General features: G+C 66.1%; 15 protein-coding genes. 10 read left to right on the top strand and 5 right to left on the bottom strand.

All coding sequences use genetic code 11. The features are described from left to right. Window positions 1–32 precede the first annotated feature (32 nt). Entirely contained in the window at window positions 33–4229 is a 4197-nt protein-coding gene (rpoB, locus tag HNO88_RS04625) for a DNA-directed RNA polymerase subunit beta (protein ID WP_184242911.1), read from the bottom strand. Window positions 4230–4862: 633 nt separating this feature from the next. Here rpoB and HNO88_RS04630 point away from each other — a divergent pair. The 9 genes from HNO88_RS04630 (at window position 4863) to HNO88_RS04670 (ending at window position 11372) form a co-directional block, all read left to right on the top strand. Then, window positions 4863–5957, top strand: coding sequence for a hypothetical protein (locus HNO88_RS04630; protein ID WP_184242912.1), 1095 nt, complete (start codon window positions 4863–4865; stop codon window positions 5955–5957). Between the two features lie 186 nt (window positions 5958–6143). Then, window positions 6144–6329, top strand: coding sequence for a hypothetical protein (locus tag HNO88_RS04635; RefSeq protein ID WP_184242913.1), 186 nt, complete (start codon window positions 6144–6146; stop codon window positions 6327–6329). Window positions 6330–6355: 26 nt separating this feature from the next. Further along, on the top strand, window positions 6356–6910 hold the full coding sequence (locus HNO88_RS04640) for a DUF2975 domain-containing protein (protein WP_184242914.1): 555 nt from the start codon (window positions 6356–6358) through the stop codon (window positions 6908–6910). Continuing rightward, complete coding sequence (locus HNO88_RS04645) at window positions 6910–7176, top strand: helix-turn-helix domain-containing protein (RefSeq protein ID WP_184242915.1); 267 nt, start codon at window positions 6910–6912, stop codon at window positions 7174–7176. Before HNO88_RS04640 ends, HNO88_RS04645 begins: the two co-directional genes overlap by 1 nt. A 93-nt stretch (window positions 7177–7269) precedes the next feature. Then, the gene (locus tag HNO88_RS04650; RefSeq protein ID WP_184242916.1) at window positions 7270–7821 is read left to right on the top strand and encodes a hypothetical protein; all 552 of its coding nucleotides are present in this window, start codon (window positions 7270–7272) and stop codon (window positions 7819–7821) included. Beyond that, window positions 7821–8408 (top strand): OmpA family protein, encoded by a 588-nt coding sequence (locus HNO88_RS22645; RefSeq protein ID WP_184242917.1) that lies wholly within the window; start codon window positions 7821–7823, stop codon window positions 8406–8408. Before HNO88_RS04650 ends, HNO88_RS22645 begins: the two co-directional genes overlap by 1 nt. A gap of 333 nt (window positions 8409–8741) precedes the next feature. Further along, on the top strand, window positions 8742–9257 hold the full coding sequence (rplJ, locus tag HNO88_RS04660; protein ID WP_184242918.1) for a 50S ribosomal protein L10: 516 nt from the start codon (window positions 8742–8744) through the stop codon (window positions 9255–9257). A gap of 137 nt (window positions 9258–9394) precedes the next feature. Next, the gene (gene rplL / locus HNO88_RS04665) at window positions 9395–9772 is read left to right on the top strand and encodes a 50S ribosomal protein L7/L12 (RefSeq protein ID WP_184242919.1); all 378 of its coding nucleotides are present in this window, start codon (window positions 9395–9397) and stop codon (window positions 9770–9772) included. 1336 nt (window positions 9773–11108) lie between these two features. Further along, window positions 11109–11372, top strand: a complete 264-nt coding sequence (locus HNO88_RS04670; protein ID WP_184242920.1) for a hypothetical protein — start codon at window positions 11109–11111, stop codon at window positions 11370–11372. A gap of 180 nt (window positions 11373–11552) precedes the next feature. Here the strand turns inward: HNO88_RS04670 and HNO88_RS04675 are convergent, their stop codons facing one another. Both HNO88_RS04675 and HNO88_RS04680 read right to left on the bottom strand, forming a co-directional pair. Then, on the bottom strand, window positions 11553–11999 hold the full coding sequence (locus HNO88_RS04675; RefSeq protein ID WP_184242921.1) for a nuclear transport factor 2 family protein: 447 nt from the start codon (window positions 11997–11999) through the stop codon (window positions 11553–11555). A 24-nt stretch (window positions 12000–12023) separates the two neighbouring features. After that, window positions 12024–12482 carry a c-type cytochrome gene (locus HNO88_RS04680; RefSeq protein ID WP_184242922.1) on the bottom strand — a complete coding sequence of 153 codons (459 nt, stop codon included), beginning with the start codon at window positions 12480–12482 and terminating at the stop codon, window positions 12024–12026. A 156-nt stretch (window positions 12483–12638) separates the two neighbouring features. Between HNO88_RS04680 and HNO88_RS04685 the strand changes: the two genes are divergently transcribed. After that, window positions 12639–14060: an MATE family efflux transporter gene (locus tag HNO88_RS04685; protein WP_184242923.1), complete on the top strand. Its 1422-nt coding sequence runs from the start codon at window positions 12639–12641 to the stop codon at window positions 14058–14060. 22 nt (window positions 14061–14082) lie between these two features. Here HNO88_RS04685 and HNO88_RS04690 read toward each other — a convergent pair whose 3' ends face one another. Together HNO88_RS04690 and HNO88_RS04695 are read right to left on the bottom strand one after the other, a co-directional pair. Beyond that, window positions 14083–15333, bottom strand: a complete 1251-nt coding sequence (locus tag HNO88_RS04690) for an FAD-dependent monooxygenase (RefSeq protein ID WP_184242924.1) — start codon at window positions 15331–15333, stop codon at window positions 14083–14085. Continuing rightward, window positions 15330–17003: an alkaline phosphatase family protein gene (locus HNO88_RS04695; RefSeq protein WP_184242925.1), complete on the bottom strand. Its 1674-nt coding sequence runs from the start codon at window positions 17001–17003 to the stop codon at window positions 15330–15332. The genes HNO88_RS04690 and HNO88_RS04695 overlap by 4 nt, the downstream gene beginning before the upstream one ends. Between the last annotated feature and the right edge of the window lie 51 nt (window positions 17004–17054).

Consider the following 17054-nt stretch of genomic DNA (forward strand, 5'->3'; position numbering starts at 1 on the left):
CCTCTCCCCCTGAAGGGGAGAGGGAGATTGCCTTATTCCGCCGCCAACCGGCCGTTGTTGATCGCCTCGTCGTCGGCCTCGTCGTGGTCGATGACCGAGTTCAGCTCGACGTTCAGGCCCAGCGAGCGCATTTCCTTGACGAGCACGTTGAAGCTCTCGGGAATGCCGGCCTCGAAGGTGTCGTCACCCTTGACGATCGCCTCGTAGACCTTGGTGCGGCCGACCACGTCGTCGGACTTCACCGTCAGCATTTCCTGCAAGGTGTAGGCGGCGCCGTAGGCCTGCAAGGCCCAGACCTCCATTTCACCGAAGCGCTGGCCGCCGAACTGCGCCTTACCGCCCAGCGGCTGCTGGGTGACGAGGCTGTACGGCCCGATCGAACGCGCGTGGATCTTGTCGTCGACCAAGTGGTGCAGCTTGAGCATGTAGATGATGCCCACCGTCACCTTGCGGTCAAACTTGTCGCCCGTGCGTCCATCGTAGAGGTCCGACTGGCCCGACTTGTCGAGGCCGGCCAGCTCCAGCATTTCGGCGACATCGGCTTCCACCGCGCCGTCGAACACCGGAGTGCCCATCGGTACGCCGCCGACCAGATTGCCCGCCAGCTCCAGGATCGAAGCGTCGTCGCGTCCGGCGATGTCCTCTTCGTACTTGGGACCGTAGATCGTCTTCAGGCGATCGCGGACCGCATCGGGCGGAGAGCCCGCCTCGGGGTTCGGGTTGGCGTGACGCCAGTCTTCCAGAGCCGTCTTGACCTGCTGACCCAGGCCGCGCGCGGCCCAGCCCAGGTGGGTCTCGAAGATCTGACCGACGTTCATGCGCGAAGGCACGCCCAGCGGGTTGAGCACGAGGTCGACCGGAGTACCGTCCGCCAGGAACGGCATGTCCTCCTGCGGCAGGATGCGCGAAATCACACCCTTGTTGCCGTGACGGCCGGCCATCTTGTCGCCCGGCTGCAGCTTGCGCTTCACCGCCACGAAGACTTTGACCATCTTGAGCACGCCGGGAGCCAGCTCGTCGCCGCGCTCCAGCTTCTCCTTGCGATCCTCGAACTTCTCCTGGATCGCCTTCACGGTCGCGTCGTACTGCGTCTTCACCGCTTCGAGCTGCGACTGCATGTGGTCGTCCGCCACCGCGAACTTCCACCAGTCGTGACGCTCGGCCTCGGCCAGCAGTTCGTCGGTGATCTCGCCGCCCTTCTTCACGCCCTTCGGCGCCGCCGTGGCGGTCTGGCCGATCAGCATGTCGCGCAGGCGGTTGTAGGTCGCGCGGTTGAGGATCGCGCGCTCGTCCTCGCGGTCCTTGGCGAGGCGTTCGATTTCCTCGTTCTGGATCGCGCGGGTACGGTCGTCGATCTCGATGCCGTGGCGGTTGAACACGCGCACGTCGACGATCGTGCCCGAGACGCCCGGCGGCAGACGCAGCGAGGTGTCGCGCACGTCGCTGGCCTTTTCACCGAAGATCGCGCGCAGGAGCTTCTCCTCCGGCGTCATCGGCGATTCGCCCTTCGGCGTGATCTTGCCGACCAGGATATCGCCCGGGTGCACTTCGGCGCCGATGTAGACGATACCCGCCTCGTCGAGGTTGCGCAGGGCTTCCTCGCCGACGTTGGGGATGTCGCGGGTGATGTCCTCGGGCCCCAGCTTGGTGTCGCGGGCCATGACCTCGAACTCGTCGATGTGGATCGACGTGAACACGTCGTCCTTCACGATCCGCTCGGAGATCAGGATCGAGTCCTCGTAGTTGTAGCCGTTCCACGGCATGAACGCGACGAGGCTGTTGCGGCCCAGCGCCAGCTCACCCAGCTCGGTCGAGGGACCGTCTGCCAGGATGTCGCCCTTGCCCACGATATCGCCAACCTTCACCAGCGGACGCTGGTTGATGCAGGTCGACTGGTTGGACCGCTCGAACTTCTGCAGGCGGTAGATGTCAACGCCGGACTTGCCGGCCTCGATGTCGCCCGAAGCGCGGATGACGATACGCGTCGCGTCGACCTGGTCGACCACGCCGGGGCGCAGCGCCGAGATCGCGGCGCCCGAATCGCGCGCCACGGTTTCTTCCATGCCGGTGCCCACGAACGGTGCGTCGGCCTTGACCAGCGGCACCGCCTGGCGCTGCATGTTCGAGCCCATCAGCGCGCGGTTGGCGTCGTCGTTCTCCAAGAACGGGATCAGCGAAGCGGCGACCGAAACCAGCTGCTTGGGGCTGACGTCCATCAGCGTGACCTGATCGCGCGGGCTCATGACGAACTCGCCGTTCTGGCGGGCCGAGACCAGCTCTTCCACGAAGCTGCCGTCGTCGTTGAGCTCTGCCGAGGCCTGCGCGACGGTGTGCTTCTGCTCTTCCATGGCGGAGAGGTAGACGACGTCGCCGGTCACCTTGCCGTCGATGATCTTGCGGTACGGCGTCTCGATGAAGCCGTACTTGTTGACGCGCGCGAAGGTCGAGAGCGAGTTGATCAGACCGATGTTCGGGCCTTCCGGCGTCTCGATCGGGCAGATGCGGCCATAGTGGGTCGGGTGAACGTCGCGGACTTCGAAGCCGGCGCGCTCACGGGTGAGACCGCCCGGGCCTAAGGCCGAAACGCGGCGCTTGTGCGTCACTTCGGACAGCGGGTTGGTCTGGTCCATGAACTGCGACAGCTGCGAGGAGCCGAAGAACTCACGCACCGCGGCAACCGCCGGCTTAGCGTTGATCAGGTCATTCGGCATCACCGTCGACACGTCGACCGAGGACATGCGCTCCTTCACGGCGCGCTCCATGCGGAGCAGGCCGACGCGGTACTGGTTCTCCAGCAGCTCGCCCACCGAACGCACGCGGCGGTTGCCGAGGTTGTCGATGTCGTCGATCTCGCCCTTGCCGTCCTTGAGGTTCACCAGCTCCTTGACCACCGCGAGGATGTCGTCGGTGCGCAGGGTGGTGACGGTGTCCTCGACTTCGAGGCCCAGGCGCATGTTCAGCTTCACGCGGCCCACGGCCGAGAGGTCGTAGCGATCGGCGTCGAAGAACAGGCCGTCGAACAGTGCTTCGGCGGTTTCCTTCGTCGGCGGCTCGCCGGGACGCATGACCTTGTAGATCGCCTCCAGGCCCATGTCGCGGTTCTCGGCCTTGTCGACCTTGAGCGTGTTGCGGATCCAGGGACCCGTGTTGACGTCGTCGATGTCGAGCAGCTCGATCTGGTCGATCCCGGCGGCGTCGAGGGCCTCGAGGTTCTCCGGCGAGACTTCGTCGCCCGACTCGATGTAGATGCGACCGGTTTCTTCGTTGATCAGGTCCTTGGCCGAGAAGCGGCCGAAGATCTCCTCGGTGGGGATCAACAGCTCCTCCAAGCCATCCTTCTGCGCCTTGTTGGCGGCGCGCGGGGAGATCTTGTGGCCGGCGCCGAACACGACTTCACCCGACTTGGCGTCGACGATGTCGAAGGCCGGCTTGGAACCGCGCCATGCTTCGGGCGTGTAAGGCAGGCGCCAGCCGCCCTCGCCACGCTTCCAGGTCACGGTTTCGTAGAAGTGGTTGAGGATCTGCTCGTCATCCAGGCCCAGCGCATAGAGCAGCGCGGTGACCGGCAGCTTGCGCTTGCGGTCGATGCGGACGTTGACGATGTCCTTGGCGTCGAACTCGAAGTCAAGCCACGAGCCGCGATAGGGGATCACGCGCGCGGCGAACAGGAACTTGCCCGAGGAGTGGGTCTTGCCGCGATCGTGGTCGAACAGCACGCCCGGCGAACGGTGCATCTGCGAGACGATCACGCGCTCGGTGCCATTGACGATGAAGGTGCCGTTCTCGGTCATGAGCGGCATGTCGCCCATGTAGACGTCCTGCTCCTTGATATCGAGCACGGAACGGGTCTCGGTCTCGGCGTCCACCTCGAACACGATCAGGCGCAGCGTCACCTTCATGGGAGCGGCATACGTGATGCCGCGCTGGCGGCACTCGGTCTGGTCGTACTTGGGGTCTTCCAGCTCGTAGTGGACGAAGTCCAGCTCGCTGGTGCCGGCGAAGTCGCGGATCGGGAACACCGAGCGCAGCGTCTTCTCAAGGCCCGAGACGTAGCCGGTCGCCGGATCGGAGCGCAGGAACTGCTCGTAGCTCTCGCGCTGAACCTCGATCAGGTTAGGCATCTGCACCACTTCGTGCGCGTCGCCGAAGATCTTGCGGATGCGCTTCCGGTTCGCCCTGGGCGGATTGTGGTTCGCCTGGGCGTCCATGTTGACGGGCTTGGTGGCCATGAGAAATCTATCGCCTTTTCGCTTCGCCGGTCTCGCGCCGGAGGAACCGGGCAAGCCTGCCATCGTTATCTCTCGCGATTCGCCGCCGAAGCGACGAAGCCATCCACAAGCGCAACAAAGGCCGCGGACGCACGCTGCCAAGTGGCAGTCCTGCGCTTCGCAGCCTGTTGCGTCAGATGGATACTCGGGTTCCGCTTCCTTCCGTGACGAGTCCCCGCGCTGGACTCACCTTGCTCGAAGCGCCGAGCTGGACCCGCCATATAGGACCGTGCCGGCTCGCTGTCAAACGGGCGGCAACTGTGTTTTGCGCGGCGACGTGCGCTGGCGAGACGACGAATGCCGCTCGTCATCCGGCAACGCAGTGCAGTCTACTCCATTCTGACGGAAGAAGAGAACGCTCGGGGCATATCGGGTCTTCCTTGATGCGAATGCAGAGCGTTAACACAACTGAACCGCAAGTTAATGCCGTGCAGCGTGAAGTCATCATGACCGGCACAAGCAAGCCCAGAAAGCGTCTCCCTAAAAGCTTAGCTAGTTCAGCAACACTCAATCGGTCGCAACTCCCATGTCAACTCATCGGAAAAATGAGTATTAGCACTGTAACTGCGGTGTCGATTGCGCATTCTACCAGTCATGACACAGACACTCACTCGATCGCTTAGCGCGACCGCCGCGATTTCAGCGGTTCTCGCGCTCGGTTCCACCCCGGTTCTGGCTCAGGAAGCCGCACCGACGATCAAGGTTCCGCCCGTTACCGCTTCGCCGGCAGCCCCGGAGACCACGACCGCACCTGCGACGACGAGCGTGGCAACGCCGGCCGCTGCTGCAGCGGCGCCCGCACCCACGATCGTGCTGCCGGATGTGACCACCACTTCGGCGCCGGCGCCGGTGCAGGCCCCGATCACCACTCAGGCTGCCACCACCCAGGCTACCACGACTCAGGCCGAAACCGCTCCGCCCCGCTCGCAGACGGCTCGTCCGGCTGAGCCCCGCAGCGCCAGCGCCGCTCCCCGGCGCGCGTCGGGCGCGACTCCATCGCCCGCCCGCGCTGAGGTGGCAGACACACCGGCGCGTCGTGCTGCGGCTGCACCCGCAACGGCAACCGAGCCGCCGCGTGCATCGAGCGCAAACATCCTGAACGATGCGCCGACTCGTCCGGCCGTGGCGCAGGACACCCCCTCGCCAGCCGCACCGGCTTCGAGCCCGGATGACGGCATCCCCGGAGAGGCACTTGCCGGCTTGCTCGCCGCGCTCGGCATCGGTGCCGTCGGCTATGCCGCGTTCCGCTCGCGCCGCCGCCGGACGGCGCCCGACGAAGCTTATCTCGCGGACGAAACCCTGGCGGACCGGAGCCTTGCCGCCGAACCGGTTCATGACGAGGTTGCCCCGCCGCGAACCGCGCCCGTGTTCGGCACCCCGCGACAGGCGCAGAAGACCGAGTGGCGTTATGGCTTGGCGCCGATCCGAGCAGAAGATGCCGAAACGCAGGTTATGGAGCGCGAGCCGATGGCTGCCGATGATCGCACCGCCGTGCTCGACCGGATGGTCGATGCCGCCCCGGACGAGGCCAACCCGTTCACCTCGCGCAAGGCGCGGCGCAAGCGGGCGAGACTGCTGCTCCAGCAGCGCGAGGCCGAAGCCCAGCGCAGCGCGCCGTTCGACTGGCGCTCCTACAGTCCGTCGACCAAGCCCTCCACCCCTGCACACACCCCGTTGGTCACGGCCTGATCCAGCCCCCCCATCGGGGCTGACAAGGGGCGGCTTTCCACGTCGGAAAGCCGCCCCTTTCTTCGTGCGTCCTCCACCACGTTCCCGAGGCTCGATAATCTACACATCGTTTTTCGATATTATTGATTGACGATATGCCGAGACGAGCATATTGAAAGTCGATATAGACCATATCGGAGAACGAACATGACCCTGACCCATCAACGCCCGCTTGCCATCCTCTTCGCCGCCGCGATTACCTTCGCGCTGTGGAGCCCGACCTTGTCCGGCCCGCTGCCGCAAAGTGCCGCTGCAACGCACCAGTCCACGTCGACCATGACCCGCGGTGCCGTCGTGTTCGCCGCGGCGCCCTCGTCGCCGGTGCTGATGTAATCGACCAGACACGAAGGGGGCCTGCCATGACTTCGATCACCCGCGATCCGCTGCTCGCCATTGCCAAGGGCATCCTGTGGTTCCTGATGGGCTGCATGCTCATCGCCGCCGCTGCCTGCCTTGTGGCGATACCGATGATCCACATCTTCCAGCACGAGATAACCATCGAACTGGCAAAGGAAGCCACGGTTTTCCCGACCGGCATGTTCCTGTGGGGCTGCAGCGCGATCCTGTTGTTCGCCGCGATAACCGTGCTCATCGTGTTCCGGTTGTTCCAGCTGCTCAAGCGCATCGTCGACACCGTCGGCGCCGGCGATCCATTCGTGCCAGAGAATGCCAACCGGTTGACCCAGATGGCCTGGCTGACCCTGACGTTGCAACTTGTCACTCTGCCGATCGGCGCACTTGCGGTCTGGATCGGGACGGAATTGGAGAAATCGAGCAGGGGCCACACCCAGATCGACGACCTCGGCTTTGGCATCTCGGGCAACGGCCTTCTGCTGATGCTGATCCTGTTCATCCTGGCCCGCGTGTTCCGCCAGGGTGCCGCGATGCGCGCCGAACTGGAAGGCACCGTGTGATGGCGCCGCGCCCCAAAACCCCCACCCAAGACCGCGAAGAGTCCGAAGGAACCCGCATCGTGGTGAAACTCGACGATCTCCTCTACGAGCGCCGCATGACGCTCACCGAACTGGCCGAGCGCATCGGCATCACGCTGGCCAACCTCTCGATCCTCAAGACCGGCAAGGCCAAGGCGATCCGCTTCTCCACCCTGGAAGCGATCTGCCGCGAACTGGGCTGCCAACCGGGAGATCTGCTGGGCTACGACGCTGCGGAGACGCCATAGTCGTCACGCGCCTGGAGCCGCCTGTCGGTATCCATTTGTCGCAACCCATCGGTCCTGCAAGCGTATCACCATGAACATATCGAGGAGGACGCGATGGACAGGATGATCAGGAACGCTGCTCTGGCAGGCTTCGCAAGCCTGGTGCTGGCCGGCTGCAACAGCAATCCCCAGCCGGCTCCCGGCTCCGATACGGCCGAGAATGCACCCGCCGCCGGCGTCACGCGGCAGACACCGGCTCCCGAAGCGGCCGAGCCGCCCGTCACCCCGATGCCGGCCCAGACCGCGATTCAGAGCCAGCCCGGTCCCGACGGGTCGCAGGTCGATCTGATGAAGGTCGCGGTGACCGGGGACATCCTGACCGTCACCATGCGCTGTTCGAGCTCGGAGAAGATCAACAGCGAGAGCTTCCGCGCCTCGAACATCAGCGTGATCGATGATGCGACTTCGCAGCGGATCGGCATCCTCAAGGACAACGAGGGCAACTGGCTGGCGTCCAACATCGCCGGCGATTCGATCATGGCCTCGTGCGAGATCAAGCCGGGCGTGATCTGGGCCAAGTTCGCGGCACCCTCCGCCGAGGCCAAGACGGTTTCGATCAACTTTCCCGGCGTCGCGCCCTTCGATGGCATACCGGTAACCCGCTGATGCGCGTTACCCTGCTGGCGGTGCTGGTGCTGACATCGGCGGCCTGTTCGGACGAGCGCGCGCCGGAGCCGGGCAGCAGCGATGCGCCGCCATCCGCCGCGCGGACCTCGCCGCCCCCGCCGCCGCCAGGCGAGCAGCGGCCGAAGTCGGGAGGGCTGGTCGGTCAGGTCAGCCCCCTGAACAGCGCGCTCAGCGATCTGAACGTGCGGGTGACCGACATGGGCACGATCATCGACCTGCCGACCGATGCGCTGTTCGCGTTCGACAGCGCGGAGCTCAATCCGGATGCCACCAAGCAGCTGGAAGCATCGGCACGGATGATCCGCTCTGCGCCCGCCGGTCCGATCAAGGTGATCGGTCATACCGACAGCAAGGGCGACGACGCCTATAATCAAAAGCTGTCCGAAGATCGCGCGCAAGCCGTGGCGGCATGGCTCATGAAGCAGGTCGGCGTACGCAAGCGCGCCATCGAGACCAGCGGCGAGGGTGAAAAGGCACCGATCGCGCCCAACGAGACGCTTTCCGGCCAGGACGATCCTGCCGGCCGGGCGCGCAATCGGCGGGTCGAGCTGGTCCTTCCCAGATAGCGAGCGCCGGTCCCGGCAAACGGCCGCGGTGCGCGCCTGCAAGCTTGACTCGCGGCGGACTTTGCCGCAGATGCCCGCCCCGACCGATCCCTTCGGGTGTCGAGTCAGCCGTCCGAGACAGCTGGTGGGGGTTTCCCTCTTAATTTCCAGCCTAGACGGGGACAGAGAATTTCCCGGCCCTTCGCTTCCATGCGCGGTGCCGCTTGCCGGGCCTTCGGGCGCGGGCTCCTTCCCCATCGAACGGATCTTCCATGCCGCACGCAGCGGCACGGGAAAAACGTAGCCGGTCGCTGCGGGCGCATGTCCAAGGCGGCCATTGTGAAGGAGTAAGGCATGGATCGTTCGCAGAAAGCCGAATCGGTCGCCCAGCTCAGCGCGACGTTCAACGAGGTCGGCGTGGTGGTGATCACCCGCAACCTCGGCATGTCGGTGGCCCAGTCCACCGCCCTGCGCACGAAAGTCCGCGATGCGGGCGCGACCTACAAGGTTGCGAAGAACAATCTGGCCAAGCTTGCCATCAAGGACACGGACTACGCGGGCATCGATTCGATGTTCACGGGTCCGACGGCGATCGCCACTTCGGTCGATCCCGTCGCTGCCGCCAAGGCAGTCGTGGACTTCGCCAAGACGACCGACAAGATCGAGATCGTCGGCGGTTCGATGGGCACGCACGTTCTGAACGCGGACGGCATCAAGGCACTCGCCTCGATGCCCTCGCTCGACGAGATGCGTGGCACGCTTATCGGCCTCATCCAGGCACCGGCGACCAAGATCGCCCAGCTCACGGTCGCTCCGGCGTCCAAGCTGGCGCGCGTCTTCAACGCCTATGCCGAGAAGGACGCCGCTTAAGCTTCGCTAAGCGATTTCTAGCCAAGCGCAGCTTGGCGGCTCGGAAATCGCGACAACGAACAAGCTTGATCAAGCATTGCACAGCGATTTGCCCGGTCGCCTTTCGGCGCCGGGACCACAACTAGGAGTGAAATACCATGGCCGATATCGCCAATCTCGTTGAAGAACTCTCGAAGCTGACCGTTCTCGAGGCCGCTGACCTCGCCAAGGCTCTGGAAGAGGCATGGGGCGTTTCCGCCGCTGCCGCCGTTGCCGTTGCCGGCCCTGCCGGCGGTGGCGCTGCAGCTGAAGCCGTCGAAGAGAAGACCGAATTCGACGTCATCCTCACCGGCGACGGTGGCAAGAAGATCCAGGTCATCAAGGAAGTCCGCGCCATCACCGCGCTGGGCCTCGCCGAAGCCAAGGCTCTGGTCGAGGGCGCTCCCAAGGCGATCAAGGAAGGCGTGAACAAGGCCGAAGCCGAAGAGATCAAGAAGAAGATCGAGGAAGCCGGCGGCACCGTCGAGGTCAAGTAATCTCGTCTTCCGGTCTTCGGAACGGAAAAACAGGAAGGGCGGCCTCTCGGGGCCGCCCTTTTTCGTTGTGCAACGAGCGCTGCGGATGATGGAGCGAGTGGTCAGCCGCGCTCGCTTCTCGAAAAGCCGTCATCCTGAACTCGTTTCAGGATCCATCGCGCCGCTTGCCCGGGCATAGCTGGCGTAGACCGCCAACATGGATTGCCAATCACAGCCTCGCACTCATGGCAAAGTGGGCCCTGAACAAGTTCCGGGTGACGTCGGCTAAGGATGGCGAGCGGTCGTTAGCGAAAGGAAATCAAAGGCGCGGTAGCGGCAATTGTTCGAAGGTCTGATGCATCCTACTGTTCCGGGCAGCGCTACGAGCGGCATCGCATCCAAAGTCCATTAAGAAGTGCACGTCATACTTCGGACCAATCCAGCGAATGTACATAGCACCCATATCGGAAGCACGCGCCGCCCCTTCTGGGCACGTACCCCTCACGTATCGCATGGCGCTTTCATCAGTGTACCGCTCGGCTTTCGCCCGGTAGCGCTCCAGCCTCGCTAAGAACCCAGCCAACTGCTTGTGCGTCATTCGGAATTCGCCGCTCGTCGGCTCGGACGAGCGATTAGGATCGAAGATCGAATAACGCCCGACACCCGCTGAGGTAATGGTGACATCTTCAGAGGCTCCGCCGGAGCGCCTCATCTCAATTCGGTCGATCTTAGGCGAGCTATCGTTGCCGCACGCTACTAAGATCAGCATCGCGATTATGGAGGCGAAGAAGCGCATCAGCGCACGATAACGGCATGTGGCGACATCCGCTATTGGGCGTCCCCGGTTAGGCGACTTTCGTCCGGGAAGTCGCGGTAAGTTGCCGTTCTATCGAACGTAACGCAAGTCGCTAATCGCGCCTGTGCAGCGATCGATCCGCATGGATAGACCTCCACCGCCCACGACAACGCCGATCTCTTTGCGGGCGATCTTCGGCTTGTTCTCAGGGCCTTGATAGGCGAACCAAGATTTTTCGGTCAGGCTACCTCCCCTGATGCGAAGCCGGTGTTTGCGCAGCCGTTCACTCGCGGGCTGAGCCGAGATGACTGCTTTGGCTACCGCTCATGCTGTCTTTTCATCGGGGATGACAGGTCCGGTGGGCATGGGGCATTCGGGCTCGTCACTCGGCGATGCGCCGAGACAAGCAAGAAGAACAAAAGCTGAAGGCCAGCGCTGCATTAGCCGAGCATGACGGTCCGATTGAACGTCCGCAACTGGGCGATAGCGGCCCGGTCGAGCCAAGCTTCAACAGCCATCCGGATGTGCTATGCTCCACCCGTTGCGCGAAGGAGGTTGGACATGCGGCGATGGATCTTGTCGGCGGTGCTCGTTTTCACGGCCTCTACGCTCGCGGCCGAGCCGCCGAAGCCAGACGATCGCGAGAAGTCGGCGGACAAGGGCGAGAAGATGATCTGCAAGCGGTTCACCGAAACCGGCTCGCTGGTAAGGGCCCGCCGCGTCTGCAAGACGAAACGGGATTGGGAGCGTGAGCGCGAGGCGATCCGCTCGATGACGAACAGTTCCGGCTCCTGCGCCGGGCAGGGCCTCTCCGGCGGCTGCTAAGCCCTGACCACTGCTCGAGTTCTCGCCCGGTTGACCAGAGCTCGTCATCCCGGGCTTGACCCGGGATCCCGCTTCTTTTCTGCGGTTTGGCGAAAGGCAGCGGAGCCCCGGATCAAGTCCGGGGCGACGAAGTGTTTGTGGATCTGACGATCCGATGCACCCACCCGCTACGAGCTCAGTTCACGTCCGCAGCATGCTCGCCGGGGCGACCCACAGGGTCTTGGGCCGGCGATGCGCGATCAGCCAGTCCTCGCCTTCGCGCCTCAGCCGGTCGACGTAGAAGCCGTTGTGGTCGAGCCCGGCTGCGCTGGTGACCAGCCAATAGGTGCGCACGGCGGCGGTATGCTCGTCCGCGAAGGCGATGTGCGACGTCGTCAGATGGTGGCTGATGAACGAGGGGGCGCCGCTTGCCGGTTGCGGGATCACCGAAGGCGCACTCATCCAGGTGAAGATCGCCGCACGTCCGGCGAGCGTCTCACCGTCCAACTCCAGCACGCCATCTTCGGCGAAGCAGTCCGCATAAGCCCGCGCCTTGCGCGCGTCGCCCGCCTGGGTGCAGGCCGCGAGACGCTGGCGGATCGACTCGCTCCAGCGCGCCTGCTCGGGCGTGAGCGCGACCGAGCTCATCCGCCGGATCTCACTTACCAGTTCTCACTTGAGCGTCTTGAGGTACTCGATCACCGACTTGCGTCCCTGCGGATCGGACAGGCCGATCACCATCTTGGTGCCGGGCACCATCTGGACGGGACCCTGCAGCCAGCGGTCGAGCGCGGCATCGTCCCAGACGATCCCGGCGTTCTTCAGCGCCGGGCTATAGGCATAGCCGGGCATCGATGCAGCCTTGCGGCCATAAACGCCGGCGAGGCTCGGGCCGATCCGGTTCTGCCCCGGCACCACCGCGTGGCACGAGGCGCAGACCGCGAAGGCGGGCGGTGGCGAAGCGGCCGCCACCGCAGGCGCTACCGTGGGCGCTACCGTAGTCGCAGCCGCGTTCTGCGTCGGAGATGGCGTGCCGGCCGCGTCATTCTGCTCGCCCTTGCCGCAGCCACTCGTCAGCGCGAGCGCCATCGTGATCGCCGCCAGGGTGACGGGCCGCCTGCGCATGGTCATGTCTGCCTCTCTCCGCAAAATCGTTGCACCAGCCTATGACAGAACCCGCGGCGCTGCCAAGCTGGGTAAAATCGCTTTGCGCATGGGACCGCAGTGCGTATCGCACCGATCCGCCACGCATCTTGCGCTCCGCGGCTCCGCACACACGACCAGATCATGACCGCCACACCCCTTTTCGCCCGCTTGTCCGGCAGAACCGTACAGCGAGGCCTGTTTCGCGCCGAACTTGCCGCGACGCTGCGCCTGTCCGCGCCGCTCGCGACCGCGAACATCCTGCAGATGGCGGTCTTCGCCACCGACGTGATGTTCGTCTCGCGACTGGGGCAGGAGGCGCTCGCCGCATCGAGCCTGGCGGTGGCGATCTTCGCGCTGATGCTGATGGCGTTCTACGGCCTCACCGGCGTGGTCGCCGCGCTGATCGCCGCCGAACTCGGCCGCCGCCGTCACGCGGTGCGCGAGGTGCGCCGCTCGGTCCGCATGGCACTATGGCTCTGCGCTCTGCTCGGGGTGCTCGGCATCGCGGTGTGCCTCAACGGCGAGGCGATCGTGCTGGCGACCGGGCAGCAGCCGGTGCTGGCGCGCCTGGCGGGCGACTTCCTGGAGGTCTGCGCGCTCAGCGTGATCCCGATGCTGGTCGTCAACGTCCTGCGCACATTCGTGTCCGCCATGGGCCGGCCGGTGTTCGCCACGGTGATCACCGGGCTGTCGATCGCGGTGAATGCGCTTGGCAACTGGGCGCTGGTCTTCGGGCACCTGGGCGCCCCCAAGCTGGGCCTGCTGGGCTCCCCGCTTGCCAGCTTCATCACCGCCTGCGCGACCGTCGCGGCCTATTGCGTGGCGATCCGATCGGACCGGCGGCTGCGGCGCACGCACGTGTTCGGACGCTGGTGGCGGCCCGAGTGGTCGCGCATGCGCCAGCTGGTCGCGCTCGGCCTGCCGATCGCGCTGACCCTGATGGCAGAAGGCGGACTGTTCAGCTCCGCCGCGTTCCTGATGGGCCTGATCGGCGAGGCGCAGCTGGCCGCGCACACCGTGGCGCTGCAGATCGCGGCGATCTTCTTCCAGGTGCCCTTCGGCATCGGCCAGGCCGCCACCATCCGCGTCGGCTATCACTTCGGCGCGGGCGACCGGGCCGCGATCGGCCGCGCCGGCTGGGCCGCGCTGCTGACCGGGCTCGTCTTCGTCGGCGTCTCGGCGACGGTGATGCTGCTGGTGCCCGAAGCGATCGTCTCGCTCTACGTCGACACGTCCGACCCCGCCAACGCGGTGCTGGTCGGCTTCGCGCTGCAGTACCTGCTGGTCGCCGCGGCGTTCCAGCTGGTCGACGGCGCACAGGCGGTCGCGGCCGGCGTGCTGCGCGGGGTGCAGGACACGCGCGTGCCGATGGTGATCGCCATCGCCAGCTACTGGGCGGGCGGGTTCGCGGTCGCCTGGTGGCTCGGCTTGCGCACGCCGCTGAGCGGCCTGGGCGTATGGATCGGCCTCGCCGTCGGGCTGACGTTCGCGGCGGCGCTGCTGGTCGCACGCTGGGCCGGGCGCGAGCGGTTCGGCCTCCTGCCCAGCGCAGCAAGCGCCTGAGGGACTGCGCGCGCCTCTGAGCCTAGCCTTGCAGCAGCTCCGGCAGCTTGCCCGAGACGCCCCGCGCCTCGTCCATGAAGAAGCGCTTCAGCACCGGCAGCCGCTGCACCGCGCCCATGCCCAGGCGCCGCGCGGCGGACGGCAAACGCCCGGGGATGCCGAACAGCCGGTTGAGCCCGTCGGTCACCGACATGACCATGAACGCGTCGAGGCTGCGCCACTGCTCGTAGCGAGCGAGCCCTTGCGCGTCGCCGGGATCGAGGCCGAGCCGCGCGCCCTCGCCCAGCACCTCGACCAGCGCGCCGACATCGCGCAGGCCCAGGTTGAGGCCCTGCCCCGCGATCGGATGCATGCCGTGGGCCGCATCGCCGATCACCACCAGACGGTCCTCGGTGACGCGGGCGGCGTGGTGGAAGCGCAAGGGGTACGACATGCGCGGTGCCGCCAGCTCGATGCGGCCGAACACGTCGTGCATCCTTGCCGCCACTTCGCTGCGGAACACCGCATCGGGCAGCTTGGTGATCCCGGCTGCGTCCTTTTCGGCCACCGTCCAGACCAGCGCCGAGCGATGGCGGCCATCGGGCAGGTCGAGCAGCGGCAGCAGCGCGAACGGGCCGTCGGGGTAGAAGATCTCCCAGGCGACGCCCTCGTGCGGCTTCTCGTGCGTCAGGCCGGTGACGATAGCACGGTGCTGGTAGTCCCACTTGGCGTAGGCGAACCCGGCCTCATCGCGCGTGGGCGACTGGCGGCCCTCGGCGGCGACGAGCAGGCTGCCCGCCAAAATCGTGCCGTCCGCCAGCTCAACCTCGACGCCGTAAGGTCCGCGCGTCCGCCGCATGACGGTGGCGCCGGTGTGCCAGGCAATCGCTGGCTCCGCCTCACCGGCCTCGAACAGGGCAAGGCGCAAGTCGCGGTTGGCGAACATGCGGCCGAGCGTGCCCTCCTCGGGTGTCGGGCGGAAGTCGATGCGGCCGGGCTTCATCCCGTCGGTCACCGCGATCGCCTCGATCGGGCAGCCCAGCGCATCAAGGCGCGACGCGACGCCGATGTTGGTGAACAGGTTCCAGCTGGCGGTCGAGATCGCCGAGGCGCGCCCGTCCGCGCCCTCCGCGGTCAGTTCGGCAGGCGTGGCGCGATCGACGACATGGCTGGTCAGGCCCTGGCGCGCGGCGGCGAGCGCCAGCGTCATGCCGACGAGCCCGCCGCCCAGGATCACGAGGTCGCGGCGCTCGGGGGCGGCCGCCGGTGTGCTAGCGTTCGACTCTGCGTTCATCGCCTGCACGTATCGGCCGCCGAGCCGTCGATGTCGAGACAGCGCCCGTCCCAGGTGCCCACAGGTTCAGCCAGGCCGATGGCGGCCGCAAGCGTCGGCGCGATGTCGACGGTCTCGACCGGATCGGGCTGCTCGAACCCGGCCATCCCCTTGCGCCAGAACAGCATCGGCACCCGGCGATCGTAGTCCCAGGGACTGCCGTGGGTGGCGGTGTAGCCGGGCTGCGGATCGCCGGGGACGACGCCGCGCCTGGTCATCATCATGACCTGGCCCGAGCGCTCCGGATCGAACGAGGCACGCACACGCTGCTCCACCGTCCAGTCCTGCGGATTGCCCTGTGGCACCGGCAGCTTGGCCAGCGCTTTCGCGTCATAGACCGCAGCGACCTGCGGATGCGCGGCCAGGCGCTTGAGCAACGCGGCGGTGACCTTCTTCTGCTGCGCCGGCGTCAGCCCCGGCGCGAACCAGATATCGCCCGATGCGCCCGCGCCATGGAGCAACTGCCCTGACTTGGCCGTGACCCCGGTATCCCGCGAAATCGCGGCCGACAGCTGCTCTGCCGTCAGCGCCGGATCGATCCTCTGCGCGCTCGCGAAACCCTGGAGCTTCAGCCGCTCGGGCGCGTCGATGCCACCGTGGTCGGCGCTCAGGACCGCCAGGAAGTCGACCCCGCGCCTGTCGAGCTCGGCGAAGAGGCGACCCAGCGTCTGGTCGAGCTGCGCCAGCTGGATGCACATCTCGGCGCCCTCGGTGCCATAGGCATGGCCGACGTAGTCGGTCGCCGAGAAGCTGACCGAGAGCACGTCGGTGACATCGTCCTTGCCCAGCCCCATCTCGTCGACCAGCCGCACCGCCAGTTCGCCGGTGGCCGCGTCGATGCGAGGCGTGCGGCCGAAGCTCTTGGTGTCGCCGGCCTTGAGCGGAAAGCGGTAGGTGCCGATGGTGAAGTCCTTCACCGGCGTCGCGCGATCCACCTTCTCGCACCATTGCGGCAGAGAGAACGCGGGCGCGCCGGCGTCGATCAGCTTGCCCGTCGCCACGTTCTGCGCTTGCACGGCGGCAGAGACAGCACGGCCCTGATAGGTGGTGAAACCCTTGCCCAGCCACCAGTACGCCGCGTCGACATCGTGGCCGCTCATCATCACCGCCGCGCGATCCTTGGCCGATACGGCGACGTTCAGCGCGGCAGGGTTCGCGCGCTTCATCAGGTCGCCCAGCGTCGGCACCTTCAGGTGCCAGTTGGAGACGACCGGTTCCTTCGCGCTGCTCCTGGGATCGCGCTCGTTCTCGGCGCAGTAGACTTCGCGGCCCAGCTTCGCATCGTACCAGCTGTTGGCGATGACACCGGTGCGCGAGGGATGCGCGCCGGTCAGCAGGGTCGAGTGGCCGGGGCAGGTCTCGGTCGCGGCGTGCGATTGGAAGCCTTGCGGAAACACCGCACCGGTCAGCAGTCGCGCGAAGCCGCCGGTGAAGTGCTCGCGATACTGCGCGAACAGGTCGGCGGAGAACTGGTCGATCGAGATCGCCAGGATCAGCCTTGGCTTCGGGGCGGGGGCGGGTGCGGGCGTGGCAGGGACCGGCGGCGGTGTTTCCTGCGCCATCGAAGGCAGCGCGACTGTCAGCGCCAGGGCGGACGCGAGCGAGGCAAGGGCGACACGTGCAGCACGCATGGGGAGGATTCCTTGAATTGTCCTTGCGAAAGGAGCAGAGGCGTCGATGAC

It is taken from the genome of Novosphingobium chloroacetimidivorans (assembly GCF_014204535.1).
Lineage (GTDB): Bacteria > Pseudomonadota > Alphaproteobacteria > Sphingomonadales > Sphingomonadaceae > Novosphingobium > Novosphingobium chloroacetimidivorans.